Below are 17,849 nucleotides of genomic sequence, written 5' to 3' on the forward strand. Positions count from 1 at the left end.
GACGATGTCCTGGTGCTCCCTGGCGTCGGCCTGACAGTTTGCCTAGCGCCCTCGCAACATAACCGCACAGAGCTGATCGGTCCATAGGCGACCAGCGACGCGAACGGTGATGATTCGGTTCATGAATGGGGACGTTGGTCGTCGGCAGTGGCGGGCGGAACATTCTGGTTGAGCCGGAAAAGGTTGTCGGGATCCCAGGTTCTTTTGATCTGGGCGAGCCGCTGGAAGTTGTCGCCGTAGGCCCGGCGAACTCCCTCAGCACCCTCGTCGGCGAGGTGGTTGACCTCCACCCCGATGGCCCATGACCGGGTCTCCGCCCACAAGCGGTCGGCCCAGTCGATGTGCCTCTGCGGGTTCTCGTCGTCCGCCGACCAGGCCGCCCCGATCTCCAGGCAGTAGGACGCCTCCCGGTGCCGGAAGGCGGTGGCGTCGGCCGCGACCCGCGCCGCCGCGCCGCCCATCGGCAGCACGATCACGCCGCTGTCCGGCGAGCTCAGCCCCCCGCCGTGCTCGATCACTGCTGCGATGAGCTCCTCGGTCAGCGCACCGCCCAGGTGAGAGCGCATGTGATAGGGCGTGGGCCGGCCCTGCGGGTCGAAGATGTGCTGCAGTGTCTCGAACGTCGTCGGTTCGACCAGGTCGGCGAACGGCCTGCCGAACCCGCGCACCGGCGCGAGCTCGCGCTCCCCATCGGCGAGGGGACCGACGTAACACATCGCCAGCGCGAGCACCGGCTTCCCGTGCAGTTCCTGAGGAACGAACGGCGCCGGCGGACCGGCGAGGATCGCCGCTGCCACGTTGGCCTCGTCGGGGGCGCTCTGGCCGTATTCGGCGAGGAAGCGCAGCACGTCGGCGGCCTCCTCCAACCGGTGCAGGACCAGCCCGCCGAGCAGCCGGTCGACCGGGTGCAGGCGCAGGGTGAACTCGAGGACGATCCCGAGGTTGCCGCCGCCGCCCCGCAGGCCCCAGTAGAGGTCCTGATTCTCGTCGGCGCTCGCGCGGACGATCTTTCCCGAAGCGGTCAGGACGTCGGCCGCGACGAGGTTGTCGCAGGCGAGCCCGAAGACCCGCGCGAACCACCCGTTGCCCCCTCCGAGCGTCGACCCGGCGACGCCCACATCGGCGACGTGCCCGCCGACCGGCGCGAGGCCGTGCTGTGCGGCAGCCGCGGTGAGCTCACCCCACCGCACACCGGGGCCGACGTCGGCCGTCCGCCGCTCCGCGTCGACGACGATCTGCTTCATCGGGCCCAGGTCCAGGACCAGGCCGCCCTCCGTCGTCGAGAAGCCGGGGAAGCTGTGCCCGCCGCCGCGTACGGCGAGCTCGAGGCCGGTGTCACGGGCGACCGTCAGCGCCGAGACGGCATCGTTCCGGGTTCGGCAGCGTGCGATGGCAGCGGGTTTGCGGTCGATCAGTTGGTTCCACACGCGGCGGGCCGACTCGTAACCGGCGTCCTCAGGCAGGATCAGCTCGCCGTCGAAGCCGTCAGCCAACGCGCGTAACGCGTTATCAGGCGTCACGTTGCCTCCGATGTTTCAGCACACAGGGATGACTGGGTCGTATCACCTCCACCCAGGAAGTGCTATGCCGTGACTTTGTCCACTTTCGGACATCGTCCTCCAGCTCACCGACACTAAAAAGGCCCTTTCCGCCTAAATCATGCGCACACTTCTTTCGCGCTGCGTTTTGATTTGCGGGCGTCTGGGCGCGTCGGTCCGCAAACATTGCCCGGCCCTAGCGCGGTCGATCGACTGCGGCCAGGTCACCCGCCACACGGCGTACCGCGCCTTCATCCTCGGCCGCCGTGGTGACAGCTCGTTGACGGCACCCGTCGTCTAGGCGACGACAGCCAGCAAGGTCGTCATCGCGGCGGTGAGCTCCGGGTCGCCGCTCGCCTTGACCCGCGCACGGGCCTCCTCGACGCCGATGCCCCTGGTCGCGAGCCGCCAGAACGTGTCCTGATCCATCGAGACGTGCGCGGCGGCCTCGCCGCCGGGCGCGTCCATCCGCCACCGGCCCGCACGCCACGCCGCGCTCCACCGCCCGCCGGCCGGTCCGAGCACTTCCAGGTCGGCCACCGTGCCCTCCGGGCGGTCGTGCGCCCGCAACGTGAACGGCAGGGCTCGGGCGAAGATGTCCAGCACCGGCGCCATGAGCTCGGGCTCCGTCGCCCCTGGCAGGGAGACCGCGTCGCGCACCTGCTGCTGGTGGACCCAGAACTCGGTGTACTCGCGGCCGACGTCGAGCCAGCCGGGGCTGTCGACGTCGGTGGCGGCCCAGGACACGTTCAAGCCGGCCGGAGCCTCCAGGTCGTGCGCCGCCCAGACCGCGTCGAGCTGAGGCCCCAGCTGCTCCAGCAGCTCGACCAGCAGCCGCGGGCTGAGCTGGCGGGCCGCCCTGACGAACTCTTCGTTCGTACGGGCGAGGTAGGCGGGCAGCGTCTCGTCATCGGCGAAGACGGCACCGGCATGCCCGTCGCGGGCACCGGACAGGCGCCGCATGTAGTCGTTGAGCACGTGCGCGGCGACGTCGTGCACGTCCCAGCCCGGGCAGACCGTCGCCCTGGCCCAGTCGGCCGGGGACAGGGCGCCCAGCAGGCCGAGCATGGCCTGCCGCTCGCGCGGGAACAGGGGGCGGACATCGACGACCGGGCCGAAGATCGACATGGTCCGACCCTATCGAAGCCTCTCTGCCCTGATGAAACTTTTCTACCTGGTCTTCTGCACGTGGGTGGTGTCAGTGCCGAGGAGGGTGCCGTCGGCGCCGGTCGGCGCGATTTCCGGCACAGGGGTGCCGTGCCGGTCGACAAGGGTGGAGTGGGTCTCGCCGGGGGCGAAGGCGTGGCGTTCGCCCCACTGCCGCAGGGTGACGATGACGGGGAAGAGGTCGCGGCCGGCGTCGGTGAGCACGTATTCCTGGCGGCGGCCCGAGGGTGCGGCGCGCTGGGCCAGCAGCCCGTGAGCGGTGAGCTTGCGGAGGCGGTCGGTGAGGATGTTGCGGGCGATGCCGGTGCGTCGCTGGAACTCGGTGAACGATCGTGCCCCGTCCATCGCGTCGCGGATGACGAGAAGGCTCCACCTGTCGCCGACGAGGTCGAGCGTGCGGGCGACGGGGCAGTCGGGGTCGGTCCAGTCGGTGTTCGGGGTGCGCAACGTGACACCTCCCGATGAGTTGCGGATTGAAACCATTATGTCCTACGGTCAAATTGGTTGCAATCTGCTACTGATTGAGGTTGGAGTGCGATGGACGTGTGGCGGCGGTTGCTGCTGGCGGTGGTGTGTGGTGTCGCAGTGGCGAGCATCTATGCGGCGCAGCCGGTTCTGGAGCCGATGGGACGCGATCTCGGTGTGGCGGCAGACCTCACCGGGTGGATCGTCGCGACCGGCCAGGTCGGCTATCTGGCGGGGCTGGTGCTGCTGGTGCCGCTCGGCGATGTGGTCGACAGGCGCCGGCTCATCGCCGTGCACCTGGTGCTCACCGCAGTGGGCATGATCCTGACGGCCTCGGCGTCAGTCGCATGGGTGGCGTTCGTGGGGCTCGCGGCGGCTGGGGTGTTCGCGGTCGTGGTGCAGACCGTGGTGGCCTACGCCGCCTCGGTCTCGCCGCCTGCCGAACGCGGACGGAACATCGGGGTCGTGACCTCGGGTGTCGTGGTCGGCATCCTGGGCGCGCGGGTCGTCACCGGCGGGCTCGCCGAGGTGTGGGGCTGGCGGAGCGTCTACGCCGTGCTCGCGGTGCTGTCACTCGGGCTCGCGGCCCTCGTCCTCGTCGTACTGCCGTCAGAGGAGCGCCCCAACCGACCTGCGGGGTACCGGCGGGCCGTCGGCTCACTCGGCGGACTGTTCGGGCGGCGCATCTTCCTGACGCGCGGGCTCATCGCGTTCTTCTTGTTCGCCTCGTTCGGAACCCTGTGGAGCGGGCTGTCCCTGCCGCTGTCGGACGCGCCGTGGCAGCTGAGCGAGAGCCAGATCGGACTGTTCGGCCTCGCGGGACTCACCGGCGCACTCGGCGCGGCACGCGCGGGACGGTGGGCGGATGCAGGACGGGCTGCTCCGGTCACCGGTCTCGCGCTCACCCTCCTCATCCTCTCGTGGGCGGCGATCGCGCAGTTGCCGTGGTCACTGTGGCTCCTCATCGTCGGAACCGTGGCTCTCGACTTCGCGGTCCAGGCCGTACATGTGAGCAACCAGCACCTGCTCACCGCCGCGTATCCGGAGCGCACCAGCAGCGTCATCGGCAGCTACATGGTCTTCTACTCGCTCGGCTCCGCCCTCGGCGCAGCCGCAACCACCGCCGTCTTCACCGCCCACGGCTGGGTGGGCTCCAGCCTCCTCGGGGCCGGATTCGCGGCCTGCGCGCTGGCCGTCTGGGTGACCGACAGGCGACTTGACAGTCACGCGATGACCTCGCCGGACCCGTTTGCCGAAGCCGAACCAGATCCTTGTTCGCAGTAAGAATCTACAATGTAAAGGCGCCTGCGGTGGTTGCTCATACTTGTTGTCATGAAATTCACAAGCGATCGGCGATCTTGATATGTTGATCACGTCTTGACATGATCGGCGCGGAGTTAAGCGGCCAGAACCGGCGACGAGCTCACTCCCGGTTCTGCGACTGGCGGGGAGTGCACATGACCTGGGAGTTGGCGAGGCATTACCGTCATTACCCGGAAGGTGCCGAGCACCCTACTTCCTTCGCCGGTCGTGCGATCGTCGATTTCGGCGGCGACGAACCGGATGGTCGGCAGTCCGATGAGGCTGTGGCCTGGAGAATCAGCATCGGTCCACGGGCGGATGACGACTACGACGAGGACCTGTGGGACGCATTGGCGGAGGCCACAGGGGATCGCACCCATCCGATATTCCGAGACGTTTTCGAGGGGTTCCTCGACGTCGTGCCGCCCGACTCCGTCGAGGCGCTGGTGGTCGGACGATGGGGGCCGGAGTTAGAGGAGGACGAGGCGCCGATCCAGATCCTGCGCGAGGCGGCCGAACGGTTGACCAAGCTCAAGGCGATGTTCGTCGGCGAGCAAGCCGGTATCAATCAGTGGTACGACGCCCACGCGGAGGAGTTGCTCGCCGCTTACCCACAGCTCGAGACACTGCGGATCCGCGGCGGAATGGGCGACAGCACAGGGCTTCGCCATCCGCTCACGCACACGTCACTGCGGCACTTGGCGATCGAGTCCGGCGAACTGTCCCGCGATACGGTTGCGGCGATCTCGGCGTCTGATTTGCCGGCTCTGGAGCACCTCGAGCTGTGGTTCGGCGACGAGCTGCACGGCGGGCCGACTGTCGACGATCTCGCGCCGATCCTGTCCGGGGCGCAGTGGCCGCGGCTGCGGTACTTGGGCCTGCGTAACGCCGAGATCGCGGATGAGATAGCCATGGCGATGGCGACAGCACCGGTGGTGACCGCGTTGGAGACGCTGGACCTGTCGTTGGGAACGCTCAGTGACACCGGCGCGGAGGCGTTACTGGCCGGTCAGCCGCTTACGCACCTGCGCAAACTCGACCTGCATCATCATTTCCTGTCTCAGGCAGCTCAGACCCGCCTGCTCAATGAGCTGCCTGGCATTGTCGACGTTTCTGATGGGCAGGGCGACAACGTACGGCACCGATACACCATGGGCAACCGACTCTGAGATCGATGGAGTCGGCGCGCGACTGGCTGTTCGAGGGCAGCCGAGGTCAAGAGGATGGTTCGAGGTAGATCTTACGTTCTTCGGGGGTCAGCTCGCGGATGGTGCGCCTGGCGGCGAGTGCCTGAACCTGGTCCATGGGGCCGCATACCTCGCAGCGCCAGATCCGTACCGTGGCGTCATCGTAGGTCGAGAGCAGCTGCCGGCCGTCCGGGCTGAACCTCACGGAATTGACCGTGGTGCCGGAGCCGCTGAAGACCACTGGCTCGCGTCCCTCGGCCGGCATCCAGATCCGTACGGTGTTGTCATTGCCACTGCTGATGACCTGGTGCCCGTCCGGGCTGAAGCCGACGCTCCACACCACGCCCTGATGGCCGCGCAGGACGGTCGGGTCTCCGGTCCCGTCGGTGTTCCAGATGCGGATCGTGCCGTCGTTGCCCCCGCTGACCAGCCGCCGCCCGTCCGAGCCGAAGGCGAGGCACCACACCAGGCCTTGGTGGCCGCGCAGCATGACAGGTTGACCGGTCCCGTCGGCGTTCTGGATCAGGATCGTGCCGTCCACGCCTGCGCTCGCCACTCGCCGCCCGTCGGGGCTGAACCCGACATACCGGACTTGGCTCTGGGGGCTGTCCATGATGACCGGCGCTCCGGTCCCGTCGGTGTGCCAGACCCGTACAGTGCCGTCGTCACCTCCGCTGACCACCCGCGTGCCGTCCGGGCTGAAGGCGGCGTTCCACACATTTCCACTGTGGCCGCGTAGCACGACAGCCTGGCCGGTCCCGTCGGCGTGCCAGATCCGTACTGTGCTGTCAGCACCTGTGCTCGCCAGTCGCCGCCCGTCCGGGCTGAAGGCGACCCCGAGGACGTCCGCCTTGTGGCCGCGCAGCACCAGCGCGTCGCCGCTGCCGTCGATGTTCTGGACGCGGATCGTGCCGTCGATACCGGCACTGGCGACGCGTCGCCCGTCCGGGCTGAACGCGGCGTCGTACACGGTCCCCCCGGTATGACCTCGCAGGATCATCGCGTCACCGGTGTACGCCACGTCCCACAGCCGCATCGTCCCGTCATCGCTCGCGCTCGCCAGCGTACGCCCGTCCGGGCTGAACGACGCGTTCCACGTCGTACCACGATGGCCGCGCAGAACGAGCGGGTCGATGTTGCTGGCCATGTTCCAGATCCGGACCGTGCCGTCGTTGCCCACGCTGGCGATCCTCCGGCTGTCGCGGCTGACCGCCGCACCCTCCACCGTGCCGTCGTGCCCGCGCAGCACTGCTGGTGCGTGCCGTCCGGTCACGTCCCACACCCGCACCGTGCCATCGGTGCTGCCGCTGACCAGGTTCCGCCCGTCCGGGCTGTACTGCAGTCCTTCCACAGAGTTCTCGTGGCCGCGCAGCACGACCGTTCTCGCCTTACCGGCCGGGTCCCAGATCCGGACGGTGCCGTCTCCGCCGCCGCTGGCCAGTCTCCGTCCGTCCGGGCTGAACGCGACCTGCAGAGCCCGTCCATCGTGGCCGCGCAGCACCTTGGGAGCACCGCCTCCTGCAGACGGACCGCCGATCCATCTGCCGCCGTCCGGTGCTTTCCAGATCCGCACCGTGCCGTCGTCCCCGGCACTTGCCAGACGTCGCCCGTCGGGGGTGAACGAGACGCCCCACACCGGGCCACGGTGGCCGCGCAGCACCAGCGGATCGCCACGGCCGGCCCAGTCCGACACGCTGACCGTTCCGTCGATGCCGCCTGTCGCCAGGTAGCGTCCGTCCGGGCTGAACACGGGGTTCCACGCCTCACCGGTATGGCCGTGCAGCACCACCGGATCGCCGGTGGGCAGCCCTTGGGCGGACACCTGCCAGACCCGTACGGTGCCGTCCCCGCTGCCGGCGGCCAGCTGCCGCCCGTCCGGGCTGAATGCGACGCCGCAGACCTTGCCCGCGGCGATGGGAACGATGAGCCGGATCCGCGAGTCGACGGTCGCCTGCCGGAGCACCGCCGTGGCCTCCTCCGTCGGGCTGACCGCGTATGCCCGCCGGGCCAGCAGCAGCCCGAGCTGCGGGTCCAGCTGGAGCTGGCCACGCGCGTTCGCCGCCAACTGGCGGGAGTACGCGAGATCTCGCTCCTTCTCCGCCCGGTTGGCGTTCACCAGCGCCACCACGGCCAGCACTCCGACCACGGTCGCCACCACCACCAGGCTGATCAGAGCCGCGCGCACACGACGGGCCGCCGCCGCCCGCTCCCGGCGCGCGCGTACCCTGCTGGCCGCCAGGAATTCGTGTTCCAGGTCGTTGAGCCGGTCGAGCGCGCGGTCCTCCCAGGCCGCCAGTCGCGTTCCCCGGTACAGCAGCTCGTCCTCGCGCCCGTGCTGTTCCCACTCGGTGGCGGCGTCGGTGAGCCGCCGCTGGAGCCGGACGAGTTCCCGGTCTTCGGCGAGCCAGCCCCGCAGCCTCGGCCAGGAACGGATCACCGCCTCGTGAGCCACCTGGACGCTGTCCTCGTCGACGGTGAGCAGCCGCGCCGCCGTCAGCCGGGACAGTACGGCCTTCATCGCCGCCCCGTCCGGCCCCGCCAGCAGCTCCGCCGGCGGGACGCGCCTGCGCGTGTCCTCGGTTCCCTGCCCCAGCGCCGTCAGGCGGAGGAACGCGTTCCTGGCCAGACCTCGCTCACCGGCGTCGAGCCCGTCGTAGATCTGTTCGGCGGTCTGCGCGATGGCGCCCTGGATGCCTCCTGCTTCCCGGTACCCCGCGAGCGTCAACGTGCCGCCTTTTCGGCGCTTCCACGTCTCCAGCAGGGCGTGGGAGATCAGGGGCAGCGCGCCGGGCTCACCTCTTGCGTCGCTGAGGATGGTCTCGACGAGCGCCCGCTCGACCTTGAGCTCTGCCCGGAGCGCCGGGCCGAGGATCACCTGCCGGAGGTCGTCGTCCTCCATGGGACCGATGAGCAGGTGCCGGTCGCGCAGCATGGCCACCAGCGGCGGGTGTTCGGCGCACCGGGCGTAGAAGTCCGCGCGGATTCCCAGTACGACGCGGGCTCGATCGTTGGTCTCCTCCGCCGCGGCGAGCAGCGAGTCCAGGAAGAGGGATCTCTCCTTCTGGTCGTCGCAGAGGCTGAAGACCTCCTCGAACTGGTCGACGACGATCACGATGCGCGCGCTCTTCGGCCTGCCCGCCAGTATCTGACCGATCGCCAGCCGGACGTTCGAAGGGGCGGCCATCAGGTCGGCGTACAGGGAGGGGGCGGAGGTTCCGCTGAGGTTGGCCAGGCCCACCGCGAGTTCGTCCAAGGGGTGCGCGCCTGGCGTGAGAAGGAGCGTCGGGCGGTCCAGGCCTTCCGAGGCGGCGCTGTTCCTCAACGCCGGAAGCAGGCCGGCTCGAAGCAGGGAGGACTTGCCGCTTCCTGAGGCGCCGAACACCGCGAGCAGGGATGTGTCGCGTAATCGCGCGGAGAGTTCGTTCACCAGCTCGCGCCGGCCGAAGAACCGGTCCGCGTCGTCAGGATCGAAGGTGACCAGGCCAAGGTACGGCGCGTCCTCGTCCATCTGATCCTCCGCGCCGGCGTCGGCGGCGGCCAGCTCCGCGGCGACCTCTCGCCAGAGTTTCTCCCAGGTCTCGGTGTCGCCGCCGCAGGCCTCGACATAGGCCAAGGTGACCGCCAGCGTGGGGAAGATCCCCCCACCTGCCGCCTCGGACAGTGCGGTCACCGAGTAGTGCGCGCGCCTGGACAATTCGCGGTAGCTGGACCGAGGGGCCCCGGCGCGTAACTGCCTCAGCTCGTGCGCGAACCGCTGTAACGGGCCCGCGTCAGGGTCGAGCGGTCGTTCCGGTCGTCCCATGAACCCGCTCCCATGGCCGTACGATCGCCGGTTGTCGAACTGCGAAGTTCGGCGCTTGACAACCGGGATCGACTATAGCCATCGGGAGTTGATTACGCGATGAACCGCCCGTCCTGCCCCCGTGGGAAGACGGGCGGTTTACGCCCGGTATGCCGGCGACAGCCCAGGACTGGGCTGGATCCGGCCTTACAGGTCGTAGTGCAGGTCGGTCTTGCCATTGCTGGGGTTGTAGGTGCAGTAGTAGTCGATGCCGGTTTGCGAGTGCAGGTAGGCCGCTCTGTTCAAGCAGTCGTAGCAGCTTTCGAAGTTCGGGGGCACCCACACGCTGTTCGGATTGGCCTCTGTCCTGAGGTGGCAGCGGTTTGGGGCGAGGAGTGTGGAGGTCTCGCTGCTCGACGAGGTGCTCGCGGTCGAAGCGTACGACAGGCCGGGTACGGAGGCGATGACAGCGGTGGCGAACATGGCTGCCGTCACAAGGCCCAGACCGCCCGCGAGCTTCCTGCGCGACTGTCGTTCCATGTCGATTCCCTTCGTCGGGTGACTCGGTAAGCCGTATCCCCTGGTCTAGCCGTCGCGAAGTTGTCCAGCACGCGTACGGCGTGCTGGACAAACAACTCTTGTGCGTTCGTCAGCACACGGAGGCGTTGTATATCCCGCCAAGCTGACGAATCGCCTCCAGCGGGTAGGGGGCCTGCCTGCTCCGGCGCTGGAACGTACGGTAGAAGTCGGACATCACTGCGGCGATCGGCGCGTGCCGGGCGATGATCGCCGCGGCCTCCTCCGGGATTCCTGTGGGGCGCTCGCCCTCCGCGTAGGCACGCACCCGCTGGTAGCGGCCCTCCCCGTCCTCTCTCCGCAGTCCGTACAGAGCGGTGATCAGCCAGTTCACCGTATACGTGGCGGCATAGCAGCGGTCGTAGGTCTCGTGCCGGCTGAAGAAGTCGGCCTCGTCCTGGGACAGCTCGAACTCGGAGGAGATGGAGAGGCCGTAGTCCGCGAAGTAGAGGCGTTGGCCGTCGGTCAAGATGTTCTCGAAGTGCGCGTCGAAGTGCAGAAGCCCGCGGCTGTTCATGAACGAGATGCCGGCTGCCAGTTCTCTCTCCACCATGGCGCAGGGCTCGGTTGGTGGCTTGATCTCCTGCCTCGACCTGAGTGCCCAACCACTGGTGCAGGTTCTGCGGGATGTACTCCAGGAACAGCGCGATGCTCGCCGACGACTCCCGGCGAGCCTGGATCCGGTGGCGCATCTGCGATCCGCCGCCCCAGTAAGCAACGGCCCGTTCGATGTCGGCCAGTTCTTCGGGCAGGGGCGTCGAGTCCGGCAGAACCCGCCAGTGATACATCAGGGGGAAGCCCTCGTGTTCCGCCGCAAGCACCCAGTTCGTCGTCATGGTGTGCACGGCGAGTTCCCTCCAGACCCCGAAGCCCGGCCCGCCGATGAGGCCGACGCCGTAGTGACAGAAATCGGGAAGATCAAACAGATTCGCCGTGGACCGGACGTGCTCAGGCTGCCGCTCCAGATCGGTAAGCGGCACCCGCTTCACGAAGACCGGGGATCCGGCGACCTCCAGCAGGGCCGACTTCCCGCCGATGCCGGATCCGAGCGGCACGGCCGTGTCCACGAGCTCGCTCAGGGCGCGATCGCTGCACAAGGCCAGGGAGGTGGAGACGGCACTATGGGCGGTAAGACGCGCAGCGCGCGACATGTCGGGACACTTCACTGCGGCTTCCACCTGGGTGCCGACCTCACTTCTGCAATGGCCACGCAGTCGCACCGTGAGCAACGGCGTGCTCTGCGGTTTGGCCTCCGGAGCGGACAGAGGGCGTCCGAGATCCGTGTGAGACGACAGACCTGGGCACCCTCCTGACTGCACCCTAGTGAAGATCGACGACGAACGAGGAGCGGTGCCCGTTTGCGCAGGCACAGGGTGGACTGCCAGGACGGGCGGGTCGAAGCCGCGAAGCCGGCGCGAGAGTGAAGCTCAGGCTGGTGGCTCCAGCATGGGCACGAGGAACCGCCGGGCCACCGCGACCAGTTGCCCGTCGTCATCCAGGTCGATGATGGCACTGGGGATCGTCAGGAAAGAGGTGGAGATCCGCACCATCATCTCGGCGACGAGGTCGACGTCAAGGCTGCTCGACACGTTGCCCGCGCGTTGCTCGCTGCGGAGCTGGCCGGCGACGAAATGCCGCACGGTGGCGAGGGTCTGCCCGCCGTCAGCCGTCATGGAGGGGACCAGCAGGTCCGGCTCTGTGGCGATGAGTCCGCCGATCAGAGGGTTGCCGCGAATGGCCCGCAATGAGGTCACGAAGCCCAGCACCACCCTGTCGGCCGCGGTGCCGGCTTGTTCGATGTCGATGAGGAACTGGTCGAAATAGCGGCGGAACTCCCGGCGCACCACGTGTTCGATCAGCGTGTCCTTGGTGTCGAACCGCCGGTAGACCGTGATCCGCGACACCTTCGCCAGTCGGGCGACGTCCTCCATGGTGGAGCGTTTGAGGCCCATCCGGCAGAACTGCTCGTACGCCGCGTCAAGGATGCGCGTCCGTAGCTCGTCGCTGTCGTCGACGCGCTCGACGGCATCGAAATAGGCGCGTTCCAGCAACGAATGCGAGTCCGACAGCGCCATGAATCCGGACAGCACAGATTCCACGATCACCTCCTGTACGGATTCTGCCTAAAACGCAGTCTTGTGATGCTCGTCACACTGTGCTCTGATGATGATACACGGACTCAGGATTTGTTTCTCCGTATCATCCCCTTTCTCGCATGCCCTGATCGGGACCCCACCTCGAAGGAGTGCAGAGCATGGCAGAGTTGAGCAGGCGCAAGGTACTGATCTCGGGCACCGCCATGGGAGCGCTCGGCGCGTTAGGGATGATCTCCCCGGCCCAGGCGGAGGACTCCCTGTCCGGCGACTGGACCTGGCCGGCCAGTGGCTCGATCGCGGGTTCCGGCAGCGGCGCCGACCCCCGATGGGTGTGGGACGACGTGGCCGATCCGCTCCTCGCCTCACTGTTCGACCGCGGTGTCATACCCGAGGTCAACCGGCTGCTGTACGACTGGAACCGCAACGACCAGCCCCTGCCCGCGGGCCTGCCGGAGGATCTGCGGGCCTTCATCGAGCAGGCGCGTCAGCTGCCGTCGTGGGCCGACCCCACCCTGCTGGATGCCGGGGCGCGCTTCCACGCGCTCAAGGGAAACTACATCGTCGTCCTCACCATTGTCGGCGCCGGGATGCTGGCCACCGCCATCCCCAAGGAGGCACGCGCTGTCTATTACTCCGCGGGCGGCGCGGATCTGAAAGACCGGATCGCCAAGACGAACATCCTGGCGTACGCGGTCAGACCCCAGAACGCCTGGGGCGCCGGCGGCACGGCCGTGGTCGAGGCTGTGAAGACCCGACTGGTGCACGCGGCGGTGCGGCACCTGCTGAAGTCGTCTCCCCACTGGTCCGGCCCTGTCCCGATCAGCCAGGAGGACATGCTCGTCACGTGGCACACCCTGGCGACCTACTCCATGCGCGGGATGCGGGAGTGGAAGGTGCGTATCTCCTCCGCTGAGGCCGAGGGGTACCTGCACTCGGTGCAGATGCTGGGGCACATGCTCGGCATCAGGGACGAGTTCCTCCCCGCCACCTGGGACTCCTCCTACACCCAGTCGGACCTCGTCCTGCCCAGGAACATGGGGCCGACCCCGGAGGGGGTGGAACTCAACGCCATCCTGCGGGACATGCTCGCGGAGCTGACCAGCCCCGGCGGCATCGACAAGTCTCTCGTCAACGCCTTCGCCAGGTACCTCACCGGCAACCAGGTGGCCGACTGGAACGGCATCCGACGCGAGCCGCTGTGGGACCCGGCGGTCAAGACCGCTTGGCCGCTGCTGGTGCAGTTCCGGGAGGGCCTGATCGGGCTGCCGCTGGTGCCCGCCGCAGCCTGGCTTCTCGACGAGATGGTCAAGACGTGGACCACGTACTACCTCACCAAGGGGGCAGAAACCAAGATCGTGATTCCGACGGGCAACCGGCCCAGCTGATCACGGCCTACCGGCCGGCCAGCACCTGGGCGGCCGGATGACCTGCTGCGCCCCGTCACCCTGCGCGGACCAGAGAAGAAGAGCATGAGCACCCTGCGCGAGTGCCTGTCACACAAGCGCACGGCCCTGCTGGCCCGCCGGGAGGAACCCGCCGCCCGGCCGGTCTCGCTGCGCGCCCACGTCACCGCCGAGGGCCGCAGCGGGATCCGGCGCATCAGGATCAGGGACTTCTAGATCATCAGCGAACGGCGGCATCCCGGTCCACCCGCACAACTTCCGCTGGTCTGAGGGGCAAGCCCAACCGGCCCCGAGCCGTGCTGACTCCGGGCCGCCACGCCGCTCGGCGATCTCGGCGGAGCTGCCGACGGTGTCGGGCGCGAACATCATTCGGGCCGGTCCCTGGGGCGCGGCGGTGCGGGGCATGCGTCTTCAGAACAGATCCATGCAACTATGGCTCACAGGTTATCTTCTCTAAGATTGATATCGCTGGGGTGCTATGTATCTGGAGGCGTGATGGAGTTGAACTCGCTCAGGCAGTTCCTGGTGGTGGCGCGGCTGGAACACCTCAGCGGCGCTGCCGAGGAGCTTCGCGTCGCCCAGCCGTCGCTGAGTCGTACCATCGCCCGGCTGGAGAGCGAGCTGCGCACACCACTGTTCGACCGGAGCGGCCGGCTGCGGCTGAATGACGCGGGCAAGCTCTTCCGCGATTACGTCGAGCGCTCCCTGGGTGAGCTGGATGCGGGGCGGCGAGCCGTCGCCGAGGCCGTGAGCGAGGGTGTGGGCACCGTACGGCTTGCGTCGGAGACCTTCCTCACGCTCACCGGGCCGCTGGCGGCCTTCAAACGAGCTCACCCGACCATTGAGGTCGAACTCCGCTGGATGGCGGCCGAGGACATGGGTCGTCACCTGCGGGCCCAGGACGTCGACCTGTGCGTCGCCTCCCAGCCGATCTCCGCTGAGGGCCTGGAGGCGGTCCAGCTGCTCGATGAGGCGGTCGGTGTGGCGACGCCGCTCGAGCATCCGCTGGCGAGCCGTACGTCGGTGAGCATCGACGAGCTCACCGACGAGCCCTTCGTCAGCGCCCGCAAAGGGCACTGGCAACGCCGCCTCCTGGACCGGCTCTTCGCCGCACGGGACCGTACCCCGAAGATCGTCTGCGAGGTCGACGAGCCCAGCGCCATCGCGGCCCTGATCAGCGCGGGGCTCGGCATCGGTCTCGTCCCCGCCTTCGCCCGGACCAGCCCCACGCGGGTCCCCGCCGCCTGGGTCCCTGTCGACAGCCCTGACTGCCGACGCGCGATCACCCTGTACTGGGGCGCCGGCAGTCACCTGTCCACCGCCGCCCGCCTGATGCGCACCACGATCGCCAACTGGAACTGGATCAACGGCGAGCCGCAGGAGAAGCGCTGAGGACGCGCTTCATGATCGTCGCATTGTCGGGTGTCCTGCCGGCGACGTCGCAGCCGCGGGCGTGCACCTGCCTCAGAAGGGTCGGCCTGGCGCGTTCGGCAGGAGATCCAGCAGGGGTGTGTCGGGGTCGGCGAGTTGTCGCGGGTCGGCGGGGTGCGCTTCGGCGATGAGGGTGCGCAGGTGATCGGCGGCGCCCCGGTTGTCGATGGTCAGGGCGGCCACGGGGATGCTGTGGTCGAGCCAGAAGGCGGTGAATCCGTGATCGGCGTGCTCACCCCGGGTGATGATGCGGTCCCAGGTGGTGGGGAGTCCGAGGTATTCGAGGGTGGAGCCGTACTGGGTGGAGAAGAAGTAGGGGACGTGGTCGATCGTGGCGGGCTTGCCGAGCAGGGTGGTGGCGGCGGCGATGCCGTGGGTGACGGCGTTGTGCCAGTGTTCGATCCGTACGGGGTTCAGGTAGCGCGGGTGCTGGTGGCGGGTGACGTCGCCGGCGGCGCACCTGGGTGAAGGGGAACACGGTGCCGTCGGCCAGCCGTACTCGGCGGGCGTCCAGATCGAGGGCGGTGGCGGGGGTGCCGAGCGCCAGCGCGATGTCCTGGTCGGCGTAGAACGGCGGCTTCAGTACGTCGAGGTCGGCGGGCCCGGTGGTGCCCAGGAGATAGCCCTTGGACAGGGCCGGGCGCTGGTACGGCAGGTGGGGTTCGTCGCCGACGAGGGTGATCGGCCCGTCGTAGCCGTGGTCGAGCCGCAGGGACTGGGCGGCTTTCGCGCCGGCCAGGCTCGCTCCGACGATGACGATGCCGGGATCGGCGCTCATGGCGATCCTCCTGGGCTCGACGAGGCGCTGGACAGGAGTGGCGGTGTCCCGATCCCGCTCGGTGAACCGCGGAATCGGGACACCGGACGATCGGTGGATGGTGGCCTTGCGGCTGCCCGTCCGGGTCGGGTCACTTCTGGAGAACGGCCTGGATCTCGAGGCTGATCGACACCTTGTCGGCGACCACGACACCACCGGCCTCCATCGGGATGCTGATGTCGATGCCGAAGTCGCTCCGCTTGATCTCCGCGGTCGCGGAGAAGCCGGCCCGCTGTCCACCCCACTGGTCCGGGCCGAACCCGTTCACCTCGACGGCCAGCGGCACCTGCCGGGTGACCCCGTGCAACGTCAGCTCACCGTCGACGGCCCAACCGTCGCCGCTCTGGCGGACGCCAGTCGAGCGGTAGCTCATGGTCGGGTACTTCTCGATCTCGAGGTAGTCGGCGCTGCGAAGGTGGTTGTCACGCAGTTCGTTGCCGGTGTCGATGGACGCGAGGTCGATCGTCGCGGTCACCGACGAGCCCAGCGGGTCCTCGCTCGTGACGATCGTGACGTCGTAGCCGGTGAACCGGCCACGCGTCTTGCTGATCATGAGATGACGGACGATGAAAGCGACCTCGGAGTGCACCGGGTCGGCCTTCCAGGTGCCGGCCAGGTAGCCCGGGATCTCGACGGTCGCGGGGACGGTGTTCAAGGCTTCCTCCATGGATGTGGTGTCGTGGTGGCGCGGCGCAGGCGGGGACGGGGTGGCGGGATCAGGGCTCGAGGTCGACGACTCCCTTGCCGCTGCGGACGTCGAGCGGCACCGAGACCTGGTCGTGCACGATCAACCACGTGCCGTCGATCTTCTGGAGGCAGTACGTGACCCTGACCCACATACCGCTCATCGCCGTCCCGTTCTTCAGCGTGCCGCTGAGGCGGGCGAAGGCGTGCCCGAACGCCATGTCATCGCCCACGGTGAGCGTCAGGTCGCGAACCTCATATGTCACACTCTCGAAGAACGTGAACACGGGCGCCCAGTTCTTGAGCTTCGCCTCGATCCCCACGTGCTGGAGCGGCGGCTCGATGTCGAAGGACACGATGTCCGTCGCGTAAAGGCGCTTCAGACCCTCGAGGTCCTTGCCTTGGAGCCCTTCGACGATCTTGCCGACCAGCTGGCGGATCTTGACTTCATCGGCGTCGCGTTGCGTGGTCATCGCTGTTCCAACCCTTCCCTTTGCGGTGGAGTCATGGCTTCTCACGCCTCCGACGCTATGGCCCGGGAGTTATGCTGTCCAAGATAAATATTGCTATGGCGTTATGCTCTGGGCGGCATACGCGGCCTACCAGCCGCCGCCGGACGCCGCGACCCTGCGCCGCGCCCGCGGATGGGCCGTGATCCGCGCCCTCGTCGGCCTCCACGTCGGCGACGCCTCCCGCGCTTGCCTACCTTCGCGTCGGGCCGGGTCACGCTCGCGGCGATCTGTCCAAAGCAGAGGACAGGCCGCTACCGTCGCCCCGGGCAGTCCCGGGGGGCGACGGTCTGCCCAGCACCGACGACGGTCACCTGGGCAGGGCTTTCCGGCACCATGGCGGCCGCCGTGCACACGATCTGCTTGACGGCCAGTGTGGACAGTTCGTCGGCCGGAGTGGACAGGTTCACCACCACGTGGCCGGGCGGCCTGACGGTCACCGAGAACGGGGCGGCTTCGGGCGGGACGTCGGTGGTGAGTCCGTGCGCCTGTTCCCTCGCGGTGGGTTCGGCTGCCAGCAGCGCGAGCGTGTCCGTCAGGAACATGGGACGACCGCCGGGCCGCGTCACCGCGCTGAGCCGGCCGTTCTTCACCAGGTAGAGGGTGACCGTCATGGTCGGTGCGACGGGTCCGCTCGGCGGTTCACCGGCGCGGATGGCGTCGCTGGGTTGCACGCCGCAGCCGGCCGCGGCGACGAGCGAGACGAGGGCCGCGGCGAGCATGCGGCGGGCGAGCCCGGTCCTCACTCGGGGCCTCCGTCCGGGTCGGGTGCCCGGTGTGGCAGGCGCAGCGTGAACATGGCGCCGCCGTCCGGGACGTTGCTGACGGTGAGGTCGCCGCGGTGCAGGCGGGCGTTCTCCAGCGCGATCGCGAGGCCGAGGCCGCTGCCCTCG

General features: G+C 68.4%; 18 protein-coding genes. 5 read left to right on the plus strand and 13 right to left on the minus strand.

The genetic code is table 11. The features are described from left to right. Positions 1 to 119: 119 nt before the first annotated feature. The 3 genes from AB0J64_RS19970 to AB0J64_RS19980 all read right to left on the minus strand — a co-directional run bounded on the left by AB0J64_RS19970 (position 120) and on the right by AB0J64_RS19980 (position 3,152). A complete protein-coding gene (locus AB0J64_RS19970) occupies positions 120 to 1,520 on the minus strand; it encodes an FAD-binding oxidoreductase (protein ID WP_364028685.1) in 1,401 nt (466 codons plus the stop codon). Between the two features lie 315 nt (positions 1,521 to 1,835). Then, complete coding sequence (locus tag AB0J64_RS19975; protein ID WP_364028687.1) at positions 1,836 to 2,666, minus strand: maleylpyruvate isomerase family mycothiol-dependent enzyme; 831 nt, start codon at positions 2,664 to 2,666, stop codon at positions 1,836 to 1,838. 42 nt (positions 2,667 to 2,708) lie between these two features. Beyond that, positions 2,709 to 3,152 (minus strand): helix-turn-helix domain-containing protein, encoded by a 444-nt coding sequence (locus tag AB0J64_RS19980; protein ID WP_364028689.1) that lies wholly within the window; start codon positions 3,150 to 3,152, stop codon positions 2,709 to 2,711. Positions 3,153 to 3,242: 90 nt separating this feature from the next. Between AB0J64_RS19980 and AB0J64_RS19985 the strand changes: the two genes are divergently transcribed. Together AB0J64_RS19985 and AB0J64_RS19990 are read left to right on the plus strand one after the other, a co-directional pair. Next, positions 3,243 to 4,454 carry an MFS transporter gene (locus tag AB0J64_RS19985; RefSeq protein WP_364028691.1) on the plus strand — a complete coding sequence of 404 codons (1,212 nt, stop codon included), beginning with the start codon at positions 3,243 to 3,245 and terminating at the stop codon, positions 4,452 to 4,454. A 173-nt stretch (positions 4,455 to 4,627) separates the two neighbouring features. Further along, the gene (locus AB0J64_RS19990; protein ID WP_364028693.1) at positions 4,628 to 5,641 is read left to right on the plus strand and encodes a leucine-rich repeat domain-containing protein; all 1,014 of its coding nucleotides are present in this window, start codon (positions 4,628 to 4,630) and stop codon (positions 5,639 to 5,641) included. A gap of 46 nt (positions 5,642 to 5,687) precedes the next feature. Here the strand turns inward: AB0J64_RS19990 and AB0J64_RS19995 are convergent, their stop codons facing one another. From AB0J64_RS19995 to AB0J64_RS20010, 4 genes are all read right to left on the minus strand, one after another. After that, the gene (locus tag AB0J64_RS19995; RefSeq protein WP_364028695.1) at positions 5,688 to 9,461 is read right to left on the minus strand and encodes a hypothetical protein; all 3,774 of its coding nucleotides are present in this window, start codon (positions 9,459 to 9,461) and stop codon (positions 5,688 to 5,690) included. A 186-nt stretch (positions 9,462 to 9,647) separates the two neighbouring features. Next, positions 9,648 to 9,980: a hypothetical protein gene (locus AB0J64_RS20000; protein WP_364028697.1), complete on the minus strand. Its 333-nt coding sequence runs from the start codon at positions 9,978 to 9,980 to the stop codon at positions 9,648 to 9,650. Between the two features lie 109 nt (positions 9,981 to 10,089). Further along, on the minus strand, positions 10,090 to 10,569 hold the full coding sequence (locus AB0J64_RS20005) for a hypothetical protein (RefSeq protein ID WP_364028699.1): 480 nt from the start codon (positions 10,567 to 10,569) through the stop codon (positions 10,090 to 10,092). An 874-nt stretch (positions 10,570 to 11,443) separates the two neighbouring features. Then, complete coding sequence (locus AB0J64_RS20010; protein WP_364028701.1) at positions 11,444 to 12,091, minus strand: helix-turn-helix domain-containing protein; 648 nt, start codon at positions 12,089 to 12,091, stop codon at positions 11,444 to 11,446. 179 nt (positions 12,092 to 12,270) lie between these two features. On the opposite strand from AB0J64_RS20010, the gene AB0J64_RS20015 reads away from it, so the two are divergent. From AB0J64_RS20015 to AB0J64_RS20025, 3 genes are all read left to right on the plus strand, one after another. Further along, positions 12,271 to 13,497, plus strand: a complete 1,227-nt coding sequence (locus AB0J64_RS20015) for an oxygenase MpaB family protein (protein ID WP_364028703.1) — start codon at positions 12,271 to 12,273, stop codon at positions 13,495 to 13,497. Between the two features lie 84 nt (positions 13,498 to 13,581). Next, positions 13,582 to 13,731 carry a hypothetical protein gene (locus tag AB0J64_RS20020; RefSeq protein ID WP_364028705.1) on the plus strand — a complete coding sequence of 50 codons (150 nt, stop codon included), beginning with the start codon at positions 13,582 to 13,584 and terminating at the stop codon, positions 13,729 to 13,731. A 279-nt stretch (positions 13,732 to 14,010) separates the two neighbouring features. Further along, complete coding sequence (locus tag AB0J64_RS20025; RefSeq protein ID WP_364028707.1) at positions 14,011 to 14,907, plus strand: LysR family transcriptional regulator; 897 nt, start codon at positions 14,011 to 14,013, stop codon at positions 14,905 to 14,907. Between the two features lie 72 nt (positions 14,908 to 14,979). On the opposite strand, the gene AB0J64_RS20030 is transcribed toward AB0J64_RS20025, so the two are convergent. The 6 genes from AB0J64_RS20030 to AB0J64_RS20055 form a co-directional block, all read right to left on the minus strand. Then, positions 14,980 to 15,297 (minus strand): oxidoreductase C-terminal domain-containing protein, encoded by a 318-nt coding sequence (locus AB0J64_RS20030; protein WP_364028725.1) that lies wholly within the window; start codon positions 15,295 to 15,297, stop codon positions 14,980 to 14,982. Next, positions 15,179 to 15,724 carry an FAD-dependent oxidoreductase gene (locus AB0J64_RS20035; protein ID WP_364028709.1) on the minus strand — a complete coding sequence of 182 codons (546 nt, stop codon included), beginning with the start codon at positions 15,722 to 15,724 and terminating at the stop codon, positions 15,179 to 15,181. The genes AB0J64_RS20030 and AB0J64_RS20035 overlap by 119 nt, the downstream gene beginning before the upstream one ends. A 130-nt stretch (positions 15,725 to 15,854) precedes the next feature. Further along, on the minus strand, positions 15,855 to 16,418 hold the full coding sequence (locus AB0J64_RS20040; protein WP_364028711.1) for a YceI family protein: 564 nt from the start codon (positions 16,416 to 16,418) through the stop codon (positions 15,855 to 15,857). Positions 16,419 to 16,479: 61 nt separating this feature from the next. Further along, a complete protein-coding gene (locus tag AB0J64_RS20045; protein WP_364028713.1) occupies positions 16,480 to 16,920 on the minus strand; it encodes a nuclear transport factor 2 family protein in 441 nt (146 codons plus the stop codon). A 290-nt stretch (positions 16,921 to 17,210) separates the two neighbouring features. Further along, positions 17,211 to 17,702, minus strand: coding sequence for a hypothetical protein (locus AB0J64_RS20050; protein ID WP_364028715.1), 492 nt, complete (start codon positions 17,700 to 17,702; stop codon positions 17,211 to 17,213). Continuing rightward, the coding region (locus tag AB0J64_RS20055) for an ATP-binding protein (protein WP_364028727.1) at positions 17,699 to 17,849 on the minus strand (151 nt) is incomplete at its 5' end. The genes AB0J64_RS20055 and AB0J64_RS20050, both read right to left, overlap by 4 nt.

Source organism: Nonomuraea sp. NPDC049695 (assembly GCF_040674955.1).
GTDB lineage: Bacteria > Actinomycetota > Actinomycetes > Streptosporangiales > Streptosporangiaceae > Nonomuraea > Nonomuraea helvata.